7 protein-coding genes are annotated in these 17,355 nt (G+C 51.7%); 6 read left to right on the plus strand and 1 reads right to left on the minus strand.

Features of this window, described 5'->3' with window-relative positions:
- Positions 1–78: 78 nt before the first annotated feature.
- Positions 79–7,779 carry a pullulanase gene (locus MKZ24_RS28075; RefSeq protein WP_340788900.1) on the minus strand — a complete coding sequence of 2,567 codons (7,701 nt, stop codon included), beginning with the start codon at positions 7,777–7,779 and terminating at the stop codon, positions 79–81.
- Positions 7,780–8,551: 772 nt separating this feature from the next.
- Here MKZ24_RS28075 and MKZ24_RS28080 point away from each other — a divergent pair.
- The 6 genes from MKZ24_RS28080 to MKZ24_RS28105 all read left to right on the plus strand — a co-directional run bounded on the left by MKZ24_RS28080 (position 8,552) and on the right by MKZ24_RS28105 (position 17,258).
- Positions 8,552–9,589, plus strand: coding sequence for a LacI family DNA-binding transcriptional regulator (locus MKZ24_RS28080; RefSeq protein ID WP_039307469.1), 1,038 nt, complete (start codon positions 8,552–8,554; stop codon positions 9,587–9,589).
- 328 nt (positions 9,590–9,917) lie between these two features.
- Positions 9,918–10,580 (plus strand): beta-phosphoglucomutase, encoded by a 663-nt coding sequence (gene pgmB, locus MKZ24_RS28085; protein ID WP_340788903.1) that lies wholly within the window; start codon positions 9,918–9,920, stop codon positions 10,578–10,580.
- Between the two features lie 298 nt (positions 10,581–10,878).
- Positions 10,879–13,197, plus strand: a complete 2,319-nt coding sequence (locus MKZ24_RS28090; RefSeq protein WP_340788905.1) for a glycoside hydrolase family 65 protein — start codon at positions 10,879–10,881, stop codon at positions 13,195–13,197.
- 285 nt (positions 13,198–13,482) lie between these two features.
- Entirely contained in the window at positions 13,483–15,168 is a 1,686-nt protein-coding gene (locus MKZ24_RS28095) for a glycoside hydrolase family 13 protein (RefSeq protein ID WP_042234390.1), read from the plus strand.
- A gap of 152 nt (positions 15,169–15,320) precedes the next feature.
- Entirely contained in the window at positions 15,321–16,181 is an 861-nt protein-coding gene (locus tag MKZ24_RS28100) for an AraC family transcriptional regulator (RefSeq protein ID WP_042234389.1), read from the plus strand.
- A gap of 231 nt (positions 16,182–16,412) precedes the next feature.
- On the plus strand, positions 16,413–17,258 hold the full coding sequence (locus MKZ24_RS28105; RefSeq protein ID WP_042234387.1) for a DegV family protein: 846 nt from the start codon (positions 16,413–16,415) through the stop codon (positions 17,256–17,258).
- Positions 17,259–17,355 lie beyond the last annotated feature (97 nt).

A 17,355-nucleotide genomic window follows, 5' to 3' on the forward strand; every position in this document is an offset into this window, starting at 1 on the left:
GCATAGCAAACAGGGTATTCCGCAGCCGTTATGGCCTGCGGAATACCCTGTTTACGTTCTGATTTGATTCGTCGCGCGCTATTTGCCGAGCAGCTTGTAAATCACCTGCGCACTCTCTGCACGGGTCAACGGTCCTTGCGGCGCAAAGAGATGATGGTCTCTGCCCTCTACCAGTTCCAGCTCTACGGCAGCGTTCACATAAGCACTTGCCCATGCACTGATACTGGAGGCATCCGCGAATAAGGCCGGGCCTGTTGAGGAAGCCAGGAGCTTGCCTTGTTTGAATTCCAGAGCGCGGATAATCATCACCGCCATTTCCTCACGGCTGATAGTAGCATCCGGGGCAAAGACAGTCCTGCTGCGCCCGTTAACAATGCCTGATTTGACGGCAGCGGCTACATAAGAGGAGTACCAGGCATCTGCCCGGACATCAGCGAATATCGCTCCCCCTTCCCCTGACTGTCCGAGTGTACGCATCAGCAATGCTGTAAACTCCGCACGCGTCACCTTTCTTGCAGGTTCAAATTCAGCAGCCGATACCCCTGTTGCCACCTGTTTGGCTGCAAGTGATTTAATGGCAGCAGAAGCCCAGTGGGTATCCGGCACATCCTTGAACACTGTATTTATCTGAAGTGCTGCATATTTGCTGAAATGTGTAACTGCAGCAGTAAGTGAACCATCCGCTTGCGCTTCGCCCCCAATATACTTCAGCTCACCGTTATCTCCCAGATAGAACACACCTGTCCAATCCTTAACCGGGTTGCCCTGAAGCTTAAGTGTCAAAGTAACCGGCTGCCTGAACGTTGTAACAGTTAGGCTGGTCCCGTCTTTTTTGATAATCTGCAGTTTAAGGTCGTATACCCCGGATACAGCAGTTGCAGCCGTGTTCTCCTTACTGAATCTCTTGACTGCATCCTGCGCTGCAGCTTCGCTAAGCGGACTCAGCTCCATCAGGATATGTGAACTTTCTGCATCCGCACCTGTAACCATGGCCCCAATATCAGCCAGCACAGCATTCGGGATTGTAACGGACAGCCCCTCCGAGTGAATAACCAGCCCGTTATTCCCCAGCAGCTTAGCCGCCTGGACCGGCAGCAGCAACGAAGTATTTCTCTGTCCCAGACTGAGCTCTACTCTGCCCTCCTTGCCATTCCGAAGATCCGACTCACTTATAATCTGTGTACCTGCCGGAACCGCCGTTGGAGCTGGCGTTACCGTTGGTGTTGGCTTTACAACCGATATAGCTTCGGATTCTACCGCTGGCGTTGGTTCCGCTGTTGGTGTTGGTGTTGGTGTTGGTGTTGGTGTTGGTGTTGGGGGTACCACAACCGGCTCCGCCGCCAGAATCACCGTTCCGCCCTCATCTCTTCCCGGTAGATCAACCGTTACTTTCCGGGCAGCCGATACCGTGTACAGCTTGCCGCTATACTCATCTCTTACAGTAGACAATGCCGCAAACGGAACGGGAATTTCTGCACTTACACCTTCCTTCTTCGTGTTGATTACCGTAACCACGTTGTCGTTCCCGTATTGCTTGTTGAAGGCCAGATATCCCAGATCATCGGAGCCCGCAAGCTTGGTGCGGATACCTTTGGCATATAGCTGCGAATATTCGGCCCTAATGTTCAGCAGCTTCTGATAATGATCATGAAGTCCCTGCTCTGCAGTGAGCTGTTCCCAAGGCATATCGCCCCGGTTCTCGCTGAACTCGCCGCTTGCCATATCTCCGGCATTTTTCCCAGACCGGCCCAACTCTTCGCCGTAGTAGATTACCGGCTGGCCCTTGGCCGTGATCTGCAGCGCAGCTGCGATCTTGAGCTTACCTTTGTCACCGTCAACGTAATTTGACAAGAAGCCATCCTCATCATGGCTACTGAGGAATTGTGCCATTACCCCGGTATTGCTGATCTTCGCTTCGCGCTCCTGCAGATAAGCATCCACAGCATTAATGGTACCCTCTGCGAACAGCTTGGCCTGATCATTAAAGCTAAAATCAAGCAAACCGTCCATTTGCCCGCTTTGCAGCATGCCGCCATCATTATCGGCGGTTCCGCCGAAGTATTCGCCAACCATTTTGAAGCCCGGATCTATTGCCGTCAGCGCATTTTTAAATGCTTTCCAGGTTGTGCCCTCCACATGCTTGACCGTATCAACGCGGAAATAGTCGATTGTATCTCCCCGCTCGGTCCGGGCATTATCCAGCCAGCCTGTCTGCCAGGCAATGATCTGTTCACGTACCGCAGGATCCTCCGTCTTGAAGTCCGGCAGGGCGCTGAGCTCGCCTTTGATGACATCCGTATCGGCTTGAACGCCGTCTGTACGCAGCATTCCTGCAAAACGCGCCTTATCCTCAGCGGTTACCTCCGGATTGTCGTCATCTGCCTTCAGCCCGTAGCCCGCATGGTTAAGCACTACATCAACCATAATCTTGATGCCCTTGTCATGCGCCTTCTCAATTAGTTCCTTGAAGGTTTGCATGTCTCCAAGGTGCTCATCAAGCTTGGTGAAGTCTTTGGCCCAATACCCGTGATAAGCATATTGCTTGCCGCCGAAGCTGACACCCTGGTTGAAATCAATATTATCTACAACCGGCGTAATCCAGAGCGTGTTGATGCCCAGCTCCTGCAGATAATCGAGATTGTCGATCATTCCCCTGAAATCGCCGCCATGATAGGCTTCAAGATGTGCCTTGTCCACATTCTCATTGTTGTCAGGGTCACCGTCCTTGAAGCGGTCGGTCAGTGCGAAATAGATCCGTGCTTCGTCCCAGTCGAAATCAAGCTTGGAACCGCTGTAGGTTCTGGCTTTCACCTCGATTTCAGCAGACTGTCTGTGCAGATTGCCATACTGGTCCACAAGGACAATTGGAATGCTCTTGATACCTGCCGGTACCTCATCCTTCACCGCTATAGTCTGCTGCATAAGCTCTGTATCAAATTTGACCTTGGCTGGTCCACCTAGTGCAGTAAGGTCCAGATAAGCCTCCTTATAAGACACTTCCTCTGCCGCAACAGCCTTGACCGTTAGCACAGCATTCTCATTGGAGGTTACAGCCCGCGGATTGACCTCTGCTGTAATATTAACTTCCGGCTTGTGATAGTACAGGGAAGATTCCCCGCCCACCGTGTTGTGCGGGTCGGTGAACTCGCGGGTCACTCCGTCCTTGGTTACGATGAAGGTATACTTATAAATGCCTTCCTCCAGACCGCTCAGCCGGTAGCTGAACCATTCCTTGGCCGGATCATACTCCATCGGATATTCTTTGCCGTTCACCTTCACTTTAATGTCTGTTATCGCAGACACATCGCCGCCGCGGAACAGCTCGTCATCACGGTACAGGAAGGTTATGGCTTCATCCTGCATCAGCGGACCGCTGATGCCCGGGGTGATTTCAAGCTCTTTGACCATGCTGGTTACACGGACTTTGGTAAAGGCCTCGCCGGGAGTCAGAACAATATAGCGGTCATCCGCTATATCCTGTTTGTTGCCAGACCAGTCCAGACCTTTTATGAGCACAAAGCCCACCTGGGTTGCGTCTTTGCCTACTTCAATCAGAACCGTCGAGCTTGCTGAATCTCCTGCGGGCTCGGGGAGCTTCACCTCACCGTCTGTTGCCCCGGTATACCACAGCCATACACTCCAATCCTTATAAATCCTGTCTTCCCGGGTGTAAGTGAACTGCACATACCGTTTGGTTTCCACCGGCGGGCTGGTTACTTCTACGGTCACATTCGCGGACACGCCGCCATAGGTAATGGTAAGGATCGCTGTTCCAGCCATAATCCCCTTCACCAGCCCTTTGCTTGTCACTGTGGCTACTTCCGGTTTATCGGATACATACAGCGCCCTGGCGGTCACTTTGCTTGAAGTGCCGTCCGCATATTTCGCCGTGACCACAGTCTGATGCGTGGCCCCCTCCTTCAGCGTATAGCTGGACTGGTCCGTCTCCAGCAGAGACACTACTGCTGCGGCTGCATCCTTGCGGATAATTACAGATGTGAGCGGGTCGAGAGTGATCGAATCCGCAGTCAGGCTGAATCCGCTCTGGTCCGCAGCAGAAATAGCTTCGGTCCCGGCTTCGTCATTATCGGCAAGCACAGTACCGTTACTCAAGTTCTCCGGCAAAGTAAGAACTCTTGTCTTGCTGTCACCGTTCATGAAGACATAATAGATCCCGGTTCCATCCGTTGCCTTGCTTGAATAACCGATCACCAGATCATCCTTCTGCATTTCAGGTGACTCAATAAGCTTGACATTGGAATTCACAAGACTGATGTCGCCCAGCCGGAAAGCGTTGGTAGACTTTCTGAGCTTAATCAGCCCGGCCGTATATTCTCTGGTCGCATTCTGCACCGGAAAGTTCACTTCATCCGTTGCTGCGGACCAGTCGAAGGCATTGACCGCATCCGAAGAATCGTATGAATCGTTGATGAAATAACTGACAGACTGATCAGCCGCATCGCGGACTTCCGTATATTTCTGCTCGGGTGCCCCCGCAGCCATCCATTGCTTGGTACGCCCGTACTCCTGACCTGCCTGCAGGAATGCGGTTCCCTGCGAAGTCAGCAGCAGCATGTTTCCGAGTCTGATCCGTTTCTGAATCTCCAGCTCGTTCGCCGGATTCTGCGGATTCTTGTGAAGGGCCAGGGCAATGACATCATGGAGCGTCAGATTATCATGGGCTTCAATGTATTGAACGATATCTCCCGGATCATCTGCCGGAATATTGGAAGGCTGCGCTTTGATATTGTTCAGGATCGTCGTCAAGGGGCGCGCTCCGCCCGTAATGAACCTCGGATCTCCTTCGGAGCCGTACCCGGATTTCAGCTCATTGCGGAACTCATCAGAGAACACGCCGACACTGTCCGTCTTATCCATCCATTTCTGATCAGCAGCCTTGCCTTTGAGGGATGGATCCGAAGCCTCACCCCCGAAGGTAATCCAGCCCTCCCCGATGAACAGGGCCTTGGGATTAATGGCAGCCGCTGCGTCATAAGCAGCCTGTACCGCATCTGCCGTGGCATCGCCCATCATATCCCAGCGCATCCCGTCGATTTTGTACTCCTGGAACCAGTATTTCACGGAATCGACCATCAGCTTCTCGGCCATCTTATGGCTGGTTGCCAGATTGTTGCCGAAGCCGCCGATGAAGTTCCCGGCCGGGTCCTGGAAGGCATAATAATTAGGCACGATGTCATTCAGAAATTCTTTTTTGGCCATATGGGTGTACACAACATCAAGAATGACGCCCATCCCGGCTTCATGCACCGCATCGATCAAGCCTTTCAGCTCTTTAATCCGCTCTTCCGGATCTGCCGGATTGCGGGAATACGCCCCGTCCGGAGAGAAATAGCTGTGCGGATCATAACCCCAGTTATACTCATTGCCTTGAGCTGAATAGTCCAGCTCCCTGTCTTCCATCCCGGTTTCGTCCCCGTAATACCAGGCCATCACCGGAAGCAGCTGAATGTGGGTGACACCCAGGGATTTGATATAATCCAGCTTCGACTCAAAAGCCGCATAAGACCCCCAGCGTTCCCCGCCGAGACTCGACTGGATTGCCGGATCGGAGGTGAAATCCCTGATATGCGCCTCATAGATAATGGCGTCTTCACGGTCCTCATAGCCGGCAATGTCTGCAGCCTGGAAGCCCTCGGGATTCGTAGCGCTTAAATCCACAATGGCTGCCTTGCCCACCGTATCACCGCCTGGGCCCGCTTCTCCTGCCGTATTCACGGTGAATACAGCCATGGATTTGGCATAAGGATCAAGCACCTGCTTAGTTACTCCCTCATTGGTCACTTCATACTGGTAGTAGAAGTCCCTGACATCCTCTGCGCCGGGTGCACCGGTCAGATCAGCCGGAGTCAGCTCCGCCGTCCAGACTCCTTTATCCCCCAGAGTCAGCCCGGCGCGGCCTACAGTGAGATGAGCGTCAGCTTTATCATAGACAACCGCAGTCACTGAGCTCGCTTTCGGCGCCCATAGCTTCAGAGTTGCCGACTTGCTGGCCTTATGGTATGTGGCTCCGAGATCGTCACCTGTGTAATTGTACAGCTCATCCATCATTCTCCATCCGCTGGAAGCGGATACAGTTTTACCTGCATACGTTACACTCAGCGGGATTTTCTTCAGATCAAATGCACCGGTAGTCACTTCAACCGAAGTTGTGCCGGTAACCGCCACACCTGTAACAGAAACAGAGGCTCCTTCCGAATCCTTTATGGAAATGGCTGTTTTTAGTGCATCCGCCGTAAGTCCGTCCGTTAATGTGAACCCTAGCCATAGTTTGCTTGCGGACAATATATCCGCGGATAACAGCCCGACCGGTGTCTCGCCAAAAGGTGAAGTATAAACATTCGGGTCATTTTCCTTCACCCACAGCTGATTGTAACGGTCCAGAAAAGCGAAGCTTTTGTTCTCATTGCCCGCCGGTCCGTCTTTGTCTCCGTTTGTAGGCTTCATAACAATGAAACTGATAGTCTTGGCATTCTCCTTCAGCGGAATATCCGCATAGGCTCCGAAGGAATCCCGGTTCTCCGGTACAAAAGGAGTTGCGCCCCGTGGCCACACATCAGACGGCGTCACCACATCATCCCACAGCCAGAGGCCGTACTGGCTCTGATTGTTGTCGGCCCGCATGTAGTGAATCCGCACTGTATTCGCCGGAAGCTCCACCGGTTCATAAGGGGTTACTTTATTCGAGCCTTCCGTGATCCAGATCTCATTGGTCTGCGGAGTACTGATGTTAAAAGTTTTGTCCCCGTCCTCCATTTCCTTAACCCCGGTAGTCCGGTTTACCACGAGGAACGAGATCGTCTTCGCCACATCCTTCACAGGCAGATCGACATAAGCGCCGTAGGCATCGGTTTGTCCATCAGGGAAAGGAACGGCATCTTTTGGCCAATTCACGGACGGCGATACAACATCGCCCCATGTCCATAATGCCTGGCCGGAATAATCACCGGCAGCACGGTGGTAATGCACTCTTATATGTCCCGCTGGAACAGGCACGGCCGTACCCGGTTCAGAAGGAACCGTGTAATGGGCAGAGACACTGTTGTCCTGCGCATTGTATTTGAAAGTTACCGGCAGCCCGGAGGGAAGCTTAAGCTCCTGCGCGGTGTCCGGATAGGCGACTCCATCCGAAGGTGCAGCTCCCGGGAGATAAATCTGGTAGGTATAATCACCAGCGGGCAGCATGGCCGTATGCTCATAGATCCCGTTGAAGTCCGGATCGGTTAGCAGCGTTCGGGCATCTGCCGGGGAATCATTCTGCTCGTCTCCAAGCACAGTCTGCAGACTGCCGGTCACCCGGGGTAAACGGTCCGCAGGCACCGGTGAATAATACGTGGAATCTGCAATCGCTTTGGTAATGTCATTATAATAAAAGGTTACACTTGTATCCTCGCTTAAAGTAATCTGAATGTTGCCGCCCGCCTCCGTCCCGGCTGGATTAGTGTAGCTGCCATACCCGTAGTTCTCCGTCCAGGCATCGTTGAGGGCAACTTTGTAGTGATAGGTTCCCTGCGGCAGCATGCCGGTGAAGGTGTACAGCCCCTCCCCCCTGTAAGTCATTTGGGTTACTGTAGACTTCTCGTTCCAATCTTTCGGTTCAGCGGAATCCAGCCCCGTGAACTTACTCTGCAGGTCACCAACCAGCACAACCTTTGTCGTTTCTGCGCTGACTCTGGGCAGGTTTATGCCCAGGCCAGAGCATACAAGAGCGATAACCATCAAGATTGCAAAAGCCTTTTTTATCCGTAAAGCAAATTCCATTCCGTCAATCCCCCCATGAATGTTATGAACTTCAACTGCATGAACGGCAGAATCCCCAACTCCGGTTGCAGGTGTCTGCTGCAATGTTGGCTTATCAGGCCCAACTGACTCCGATCCTCCTTGAAAAATACAAAAATCATGCTCTGAATTTGCCCTTCCCTACGCAAAATCCATTCCTTTTCTGCGCAAACGTTTGCAAAACATTCTGCACTTACTCTTATTCATTGACTACGGGCAGCGACATAAATATCCTGCATAAAATCAGACTTTGTAAACGCTTAATTCATTTCGATTTCATACTAATCTGCTAGTAAAGTTATTGTCAACTAGTAATTTTCCAAAATATTCTGCAAAACGTGCCAATAGTTGCACAATATTTAAGTCATTAATTGCATTAATTTGCACATTTCATATTCATCCACTTACTTCCGTCAATAATTAAAAAGCTGAGAAATTCTAAATAAATCCTTATTTTATAAAGAAATTTCGAAAATTAATCAGATATATAATCATTCACATCAATCTAAGAACGTTTGCACAGTTTCGGTGCAATGTCCGGAGTACCTCAATACTGCCTACTCCCACGAATACCACTCCATTGATAAACATCCAGTGAATCCCTGTGGAAAGCTTGTGACCAGCACAGTAAAAATGTTCATTTCATCACTTTCTATGCCAGTATTGTGCAACACACCGGGTTTCTCTATTTACAATCATCAGGACTTCGATTAATATTACTGTGTAAAGCAAACGGTTCCATAAGGAGGTTTCTATGACAGTTACCATTAAGGACGTGGCCAAGAAAGCGGGAGTATCTCCCTCCACGGTCTCCCGGGTGTTGTCAGGCCATCCCAGAATCAGCCTAGAAACTTCCCGTAAGGTTAAAGTGATTATGGAGGAAATGGGCTACACCCCGAACATGATGGCCAAAAGTCTCGTTTCCAAGACAACCAACAGTATTTGCATCATTCTTCCGAAACCGGCTGAAGAGCTGTTCTCCAATTTGTTTTTTATGGAATTAATCCGCGGGATCGTCACCCAGTCCAGCCGTTCGGGCTATGATGTGCTGATCAGCTCCGGGGCAAATGAGAAGGAAGAGCTTGAAGCCGTCTCACGCTTGCTCAAAGGACGCCGCGTGGACGGCGTTATTCTGCTGTATTCCCGTAAAGATGATGCGGTGATCGATTTTCTGGAATCAGGCGGCTATCCCTTCGTGCTGGTTGGACGAAGCGACCGCTATGAAGATATATTGTCAGTCGACAATGATAATATCATGGCTGCTTATGATGCAACGAACCACCTTATTTCCATGGGTCATGAACGCATTGGCTTCGTCAGCGGCCCGCCGAATCTTATCGTTTCGCGCGACCGTCTGGAAGGCTACCGTAAGGCAATGCAGAATAAAGGCCTTGAAATGAAGGCGGAATGGATTGTCGAAGGCGAGTTTCTGCAGGACAGCGGCTACCGGGCGATGTCATTCTTCATGAATCTCCCGAACCGTCCAACGGCACTCGTTGCGGTGGATGATATGGTCTCTTTCGGGGTATTGCGCGGACTGAATGAGCTGAAATACAAGGTCCCTGAGGATCTGGCGATTGTCAGCTTTAACAATATTCCGCTCTCGGAATTGTCCAGCCCGCCAATCAGCAGCATTGATATCGGAATCTATCATCTGGGCTATACAGCCTCACAGGTGCTGATTCAGAGTATTCAGAAGCCGGATAATCATGACGGATATACGAACCGTTTTGTCATTCCCCACCGTTTAATCGTACGGGAGTCATCGATGTATACTCCGGGTAAGCAATGACTTGCACAGGCTGCAATGCACAAGCTGCAATGATGCACAAGCAGTAATGATTCACAAGCAGTAATGATTCACAAGCTGATAAATGAAGCTAATCGCGCTTCATTTATTTTTTGGAGCTTTGTACAAACGTTTGCGCTAAATAAGATCGAACCACATTTGGATAGGATTTTCCGCCCTGGTCAGGCTTTAGCCTACCCTGGGAGCACTGGGGGTTTCGCAGACGGATTGTTGTACCTGGTGCAGCATTCCCCGTCCATTTATTGTGACGCGCCCATTCGGCGCGATTCTCAAAATAGATTATATCCACTTACATTTTAGGAGGTTCAATATGTCAGAAATCAAAGCTTGCCTGTTCGATCTGGACGGTGTACTCGTGGACACCGCCAGATACCACTATATTGCCTGGAGAGAGCTGGCGGAGGAGCTCGGATTTGTCTTCACCGAGCACGATAATGAGCGGCTTAAGGGTGTCAGCCGGGCCGCTTCCCTGAATATCCTGCTGGAGATCGGCGGCATCGAGCTTGGAGAAGAGGAGAAAACAAGACTGGCCGAGCAGAAGAACAACCGCTATGTGGAATACATCGCCAAGATGGACAGCTCAGAGATTCTGCCCGGCGCGCTGGACTTCCTGAAGGAATGCCGGAAACATGGCATCAAGGTAGCCCTGGGCTCCGCCAGCAAGAATGCGATGACCATCCTGAACAACACCGGCCTTACCCCCTACTTCGATGCTATCATAGACGGCACGCACACCAGCGCAGCCAAACCTGATCCGGAGGTCTTCCTGCTGGGAGCAGAAGCAGTCAACACCGCCCCTCAACACTGCGTAGTCTTCGAGGATGCCGAAGCCGGCGTCCTGGCCGCCACCCGTGCGGGCATGCGCAGCGTCGGCATCGGTTCGCCCGAGACGCTGGGCGCAGCGAATCTGGTGGTCCCTTCGCTGCAGCAGATCAGCGTCCGGACATTACAGGAATCTTTTGCCTCGGTTTGACGAATATTAACAGCTGCTGTGTAAGATGAGTCCTTGTCTTCTGCCCTACTCTTTATAAAAGAACTATATGTGAGATCTAAAGTTACGTGATAGCGGAGCAGGCAAAAGGATTGTGGAGAAGCGTCAGCGTTCGCCTTTGTCCCCGGATGCTTACCCAATAAGCTTCAATCTGAGCATCCGGGGACAACAGCGATCGTAACAACCTTTTGTCGGCGGAGCGGCCAACACGCAACTGTATCATCGAACTGATAGTTCATTTTATATACCTCATTCCCCCATCTAAAAGGAGCCAATAACAATGAAACAATACCTCAAAATTGATGAATGGTCCATCATCGAAGAATCCTTTGATCCGCAGACCCAGGAAATTTCCGAAAGCGTATTTAGCATCGGGAACGGATACATGGGCGGCAGAGCCAACTTCGAAGAACAATACAGCGGGCACAGCCTGCAAGGCAGCTACATGGCCGGTGTATATTACCCTGACAAGACACGGGTCGGCTGGTGGAAGAACGGCTATCCGGAGTATTTTGCCAAAGTCCTCAACAGCACCAACTGGATCGGCATCAACGTTGAAATTGACGGTACACCGCTCGATCTGGCAGCCTGCACCGTCAGCGAATTCCGCCGTGTACTTAATATGAAGGAAGGCACTCTTTCCCGCAGCTTCACAGCCACGACCGCAGACGGCAAAGAAGTGAAGGTGGAGAGCATCCGCATCGTCAGCATGGTCCGCCATGAGATTGGCGCGATCCGCTACTCCATCCAGCCGCTCAATTTCTCCGGTGAGATTACCGTGACTCCTTATCTGGATGGCGATATCAAGAACAAGGATTCCAACTACGACGAGAAGTTCTGGAACGAGGTCGAGAAGAAAGCGGAACCGGCGGGCGGACATCTCACCCTGAAGACCAAAAAGCTTGATTTTCACGTAACCTCGGCTTATGTATACGATATTCTGCTGAATGGTGAGCCGGTTGCCGCTGAAGCGGATGCCCTGGAGCAGGAGAAATACGTAGGCAGCAAAGTTACGATTCCGGTACAGTCCGGCGATCAGGTGGTTATTTATAAGTATGCCGCGAATGTCACCTCCCGCAATTACGGGCTGGGACAGCTGGTAGACGCTGCACGGACCGCCTTGCAGAGTGCGCGTGAAGCCGGATTTGTAGCGCTTTTGACGGAACAGGCTGCAGCTTGGGGTGATAAGTGGAAGGAAAGCGACATCATTATTGAGGGTGACGTATCGGCGCAGCAGGCAATCCGGTTTAATATTTTCCAGCTGAATCAGACCTATACGGGCGAAGATGACCGTCTTAATATCGGACCGAAGGGCTTCACCGGGGAAAAATACGGCGGCAGCACCTACTGGGATACGGAAGCTTATTGTGTACCCTTCTACCTAAGTACCGCCGACTCCACGATTGCCCGCAATCTGCTGATCTACCGTTACAAGCATCTGGAGAAAGCCAAAGAGAATGCCCTGAAGCTCGGTTACAAAAAAGGCGCGCTCTACCCGATGGTGACGATGAACGGGGAGGAGTGCCATAACGAGTGGGAGATTACGTTTGAAGAAATCCACCGCAACGGCGCGATTGCCTACGCAATTTACAACTATGTGAACTATACCGGCGACAAGGCCTATCTCGGCCAATACGGGCTTGAGGTGCTGGTAGAGATCTCCCGCTTCTGGGAAGAACGCGTACACTATGTGCCACATAAGGACAAATACGTGATGCTCGGCGTAACCGGCCCGAATGAATACGAGAACAACGTCAACAATAACTGGTATACGAACCGGATTGCCGCCTGGACGATGGAATACACACTGGAGGCGCTGGCGTATCTGCAAGAGTATGAAGGCACACGTTATGCAGAGCTGGCCGACAAGCTGGGACTGCTGGACAGTGAAACGGCACAGTGGAACGAGATTATCGCCAAAATGTACTATCCGGCCGATGAAGAACGCGGCATCTTCCTGCAGCAGGACGGCTTCCTCGATAAGGAGATTATCCAGGTGAAGGATGTGCTGCCGGAGAACCTGCCGCTGAACCAGAAATGGTCCTGGGACCGCATCCTGCGCTCCTGCTTCATCAAACAGGCGGATGTGCTGCAAGGGCTCTACTTCCTGGGTGACCGTTATGATCTGGAGACCAAGAAGCGCAATTTCGACTTCTACGAGCCGATTACCGTGCATGAGTCCTCCCTCTCCCCGTGTATCCATGCGATTCTGGCCTGCGAGCTGGGCTACAAAGAGAAGGCTTATGAGATGTATCTGCGCACTTCACGGCTGGATCTCGATAATTACAATAATGATACGGAAGACGGCTGCCATACGACCAGCATGGCCGGAACGTGGATGTCGATTGTACATGGCTTCGGCGGACTGCGTGTGCTGGGCGACCGGCTGACCCTGAACCCTTCCAACCCGGGACACTGGACCTCTTATTCGTTCAAAATCATGTTCCGCGGCTCGCGCCTAAAAGTTACAGTTACCGATGTACAGGTTACGGTTAGTAATGAAACCGATGTTCCGGCATCCCTCACGATTCATGGCAAGGAGTATACGGTGAACGGACTGAGCAGTGTGACTGCTGACGGTTCTTCAGTAACTGTGTAGTCTCTGTCTCCCCCGCCCCGGAGGCATTAAGCTTCTTCGGGGCTTATTTATAATTTGAACTTGTGAAGACAATATAAGATGACAGTAACGGAGGGGAATTTCGGAACTGTAGGAGCGATAGCGATCGCCTTTGTCACCGGATTTCTACCGCTAACAGCGGTTTAATCAGGAAATCTGGGGACAACAGCGACCGGAAGTCCGAAAATCACCGCAGTTACGACCAGCATCTACATTGGAAACTTCTCTAGCTCAAATTTCAAATACCACTCAAAGGAGCCCACCCAAATGAATAGAGCCTTTTGGAAAGAAGCCGTAGTCTATCAGATCTATCCCCGCAGCTTCCAGGACAGCAATGGAGACGGAATCGGGGACCTGCAGGGGATCATCTCCCGGCTGGATTATCTCCAGAAGCTGGGCGTCGATGTCGTCTGGCTGTCACCCGTATACAAATCGCCGAACGATGACAATGGTTATGATATCAGCAACTACGAGGACATTATGGATGAATTCGGCACGCTGCGGGACTGGGAGGAGCTGCTGGCCGGACTGCATGCACGCGGCATCAAGCTGATGATGGATCTCGTAATTAACCACTCCTCGGATGAGCATGCCTGGTTCGCGGAATCCCGCGCCTCCAAGGATAACCCCTACCGCGATTACTATATCTGGCGTCCCGGCGGACCGGATGGCGCGCTGCCGAACAACTGGAGCTCCATCTTCAGCGGACCAGCCTGGGAGAAGGATGAAGCCACAGGCGAATATTATCTGCATCTGTTCTCGCGCAAGCAGCCGGATCTCAACTGGGAGAATCCGGAGTTGCGGGAAGCTCTCTATAAAATGATTGCTTTTTGGCTGGACAAAGGTGTAGACGGGCTGCGGATGGATGTTATCAACATGATCTCCAAAGTAGAAGGACTCCCTTCCGCACACCATGAGGGCCTGGCTCCCGGTGAGCTGGCCGGTGGCGGAGAATATTACATGAATGGACCGCGGGTTCATGAGTATCTCCAGGAAATGAATCGTGAAGTCCTCTCCAAATACGATGTAATGACCGTCGGCGAAACGCCGGGGGCAACTGTCGAAGACGCCATTCTCTATACTGACGAAGACCGGCATGAGCTGCAAATGGTGTTCCAGTTCGAGCATATGGATGTCGATTCCGGCCCGGGCGGCAAGTGGAATGTGATTCCGTGGACGCTGAAGGGTCTGCGCGATATTTTGCACAAATGGCAGGTAGGCTTGTCTGAAAAAGGCTGGAACAGCCTCTATCTCAACAACCACGATCAGCCGCGGATGGTCTCCCGGTTCGGGGATGACGGCAAATACCGTGTGATTTCGGCCAAAATGCTCGCTACCCTGCTGCACACGCTCAAAGGTACACCTTATATCTACCAGGGTGAGGAAATCGGCATGACCAACGTGAAATTCCCTGTGCTGGAAGACTACAAGGATATTGAGATACTTAATATGTACCGGGAAAAGGTTACGGAAGGCGGCGGAGATCATGAGACGGTTCTCCAGGCGATTCACACGAAAGGCCGCGATAACGCCCGGACCCCAATGCAGTGGGACGCCTCAACGAATGCCGGTTTCACCGCTGGCACACCCTGGCTCAAGCTCAATCCGCGCTACACAGAGATCAATGTGGAACAGGCGCTGGCCGATCCTGACTCGGTATTTTACTATTATCAGCAGCTGATTAGCCTGCGCAAGCAGCATTTGATCATGGTGTATGGTGAATATGAGCTGCTTTTGCCGGAGCATGAATATATCTACGCGTACACCCGGACACTGGATGGTGAGAAATGGCTGGTGCTGCTGAACTTCTGTGACACGCCGCAGACTGTAGAGCTGCCTGACGAGCTGAATGCCGTAACCGAAACGATTATCGGTAACTATCCGGAGGAGCCGGTGCCCATGGACCGCAGTACGCTGCGGCCATATGAAGCAAGAGTCTGCCGGTTAGGCTAGCTTATGCCGGAAGCTGACAACCCCCTTGAAACATGACATCATAGGATCATAGACTGTAGGCCGTTGACTGTACCCTGTCTCAGATGAGCAGAGAATAACAGGACCGGACCGTAGGCCGCGTGATAATATGAACTTAAAGGGAGATGGCAAACATGGAATGGCTGATCCGAATGAAGAACGCGCTGGATTATATGGAGAGCAGAATGACCGGACCGCTGCGGATCGAAGAGATTGCCGCAGTGGCCTATGTCTCCCCTTTCCACTTCCAGCGCATGTTCAGCATGCTGACCGGCGTCACCGTAGCAGACTATATCCGCAAACGCAGATTGACTCTGGCCGCTCAAGAGCTGGCCATTTCAAACATCCGGGTGCTGGATGTCGCACTCAAATACGGATATGACTCTCCGGAGTCATTCGCCAAAGCGTTCCGCAAAGCGCATGGGCTTACCCCCTCTGCCGCACGCGAGCCTGGGGTACAGCTCAAAGCCTTCCCGCGCCTCTCTTTCCATCTGTCATTGAAGGGAGATCAGGAAATGGATTACAAAATCGTGAATAAAGAAGCTTTTACCGTTATCGGCAAATCAATGGAGGTTACCACCAAGGATGGGGAGAATTTCCGCAGAATTCCGCAGTTTTGGGATGAATGTAATGATGACGGCACATCAGATAAGCTGATTGAGTTCGGCTTACGCGAAGAATGGCTCGGCATCTGTATGTGCATGGACATGCAGAAGGAAATGCTGACTTACTGGATTGCTGTGGAAAGCCCGCCAGGGGCGGATCCCCAGGGGTATGAGACTGCAGTGGTTCCGGCTGCGACCTGGGCGGTATTCAAATCCGTAGGAGCTATGCCTGATGCGATTCAAGGGGTCTGGCAGCGCATTTTCCAGGAATGGTTCCCGGGAACGGGCTACGAGCATACAGGCGGACCCGAATTCGAGCTGTATCCTCCAGGCGATACCTCGGCCGGGGATTATGTCTGCGAAATATGGATTCCAGTAATGAAGAAATAAAGAATGAACTTCTTCGCTATACCGGAAATGGCTTCACTGTCCCTGCAAGGACGGTGAAGCTTTTTTGCATGTGCACAGTCAGCTCTCAGGCGGATGAAGAAGCGGCATAACCGGCCAGCCTCACAAGCTAGCATTTTTTATTTTGAGATTCGAAGCAGGCTTGGTATAATAAACAGATTATAGGGTCTTAATATTGAGTATTGTCATCCAAGATCGGTGAAGGAGATATTCATGTCTATCGTAAAAATCTTTTCAGACAGCACTTCCGATTTGCCGCAAGGCTGGAAGGAAACGTATGATATCGGCATTGTCCCGTTATATGTAGTTTTTGAAGACGGTACCTTCAAGGATGGTGTAGAGATTACACCCGAAGAAGTGTACCGCCGTGTCGCCGCGGGTGGTGCACTGCCCAAGACGGCAGCCCCTTCCCCGGCTGATTTCATTGCCGCTTTTCAGCCAGTCGTGAGTAGCGGTGGAGATATCGTCTATATCAGTCTTTCTTCTTCTTTATCCTCTACATATCAGAATGCCCTGCTGGCCGCAGGCGAGTTCCCTGATGGCCGGGTACATGTTGTGGATTCCCAGACGTTATGCGGCGGGATCGCCTTGCTGGTCATGAAGGCCGCCCGCGCCGCAGCCAAAGGCCACAGTGCGGCCGACATCGCAGCTATGATCGAAACCTCCCGTGAACGGGTGGAATCCGAGTTTGTCGTCGATACGCTGGATTACTTATATATGGGCGGACGCTGCTCAGGCATGCAGAACTTTATCGGCAGCCTGCTGAAGATCCGGCCTGTACTGCGGCTGGTGGATGGGGCGATTGTACCCGTAGCCAGAATCCGCGGCAAGAAGGAGAAGGCCGTAGAGCAAATGCTGCAGCATGCGCTTGCGAATGCTGCCGATATGGACAAGGAACTGCTCATTGTTGCCCATACCCTGGCCGAAGAGGATGCCAAGTATTTGGAAACGGCACTGCGTGAGCAGACAGGTGTGAATGAAATTGCTGTCATTCACGCCGGCTGTGTCATCGGCAGCCACTGCGGGCCGGCTACAGTTGGTCTTATGTATATGCACTAGAATGATCAGGCGCTACCTTTGACGAATCCAATGTCTGCAGCTTATGCAGATAAGGATTCGTTTTTTGTTGCATAGTAAATACAGTATAGTAAGATCA

The sequence above is a fragment of the Paenibacillus sp. FSL R7-0297 genome, from assembly GCF_038009025.1.
In the GTDB taxonomy this organism is placed as follows: domain Bacteria; phylum Bacillota; class Bacilli; order Paenibacillales; family Paenibacillaceae; genus Paenibacillus_AQ.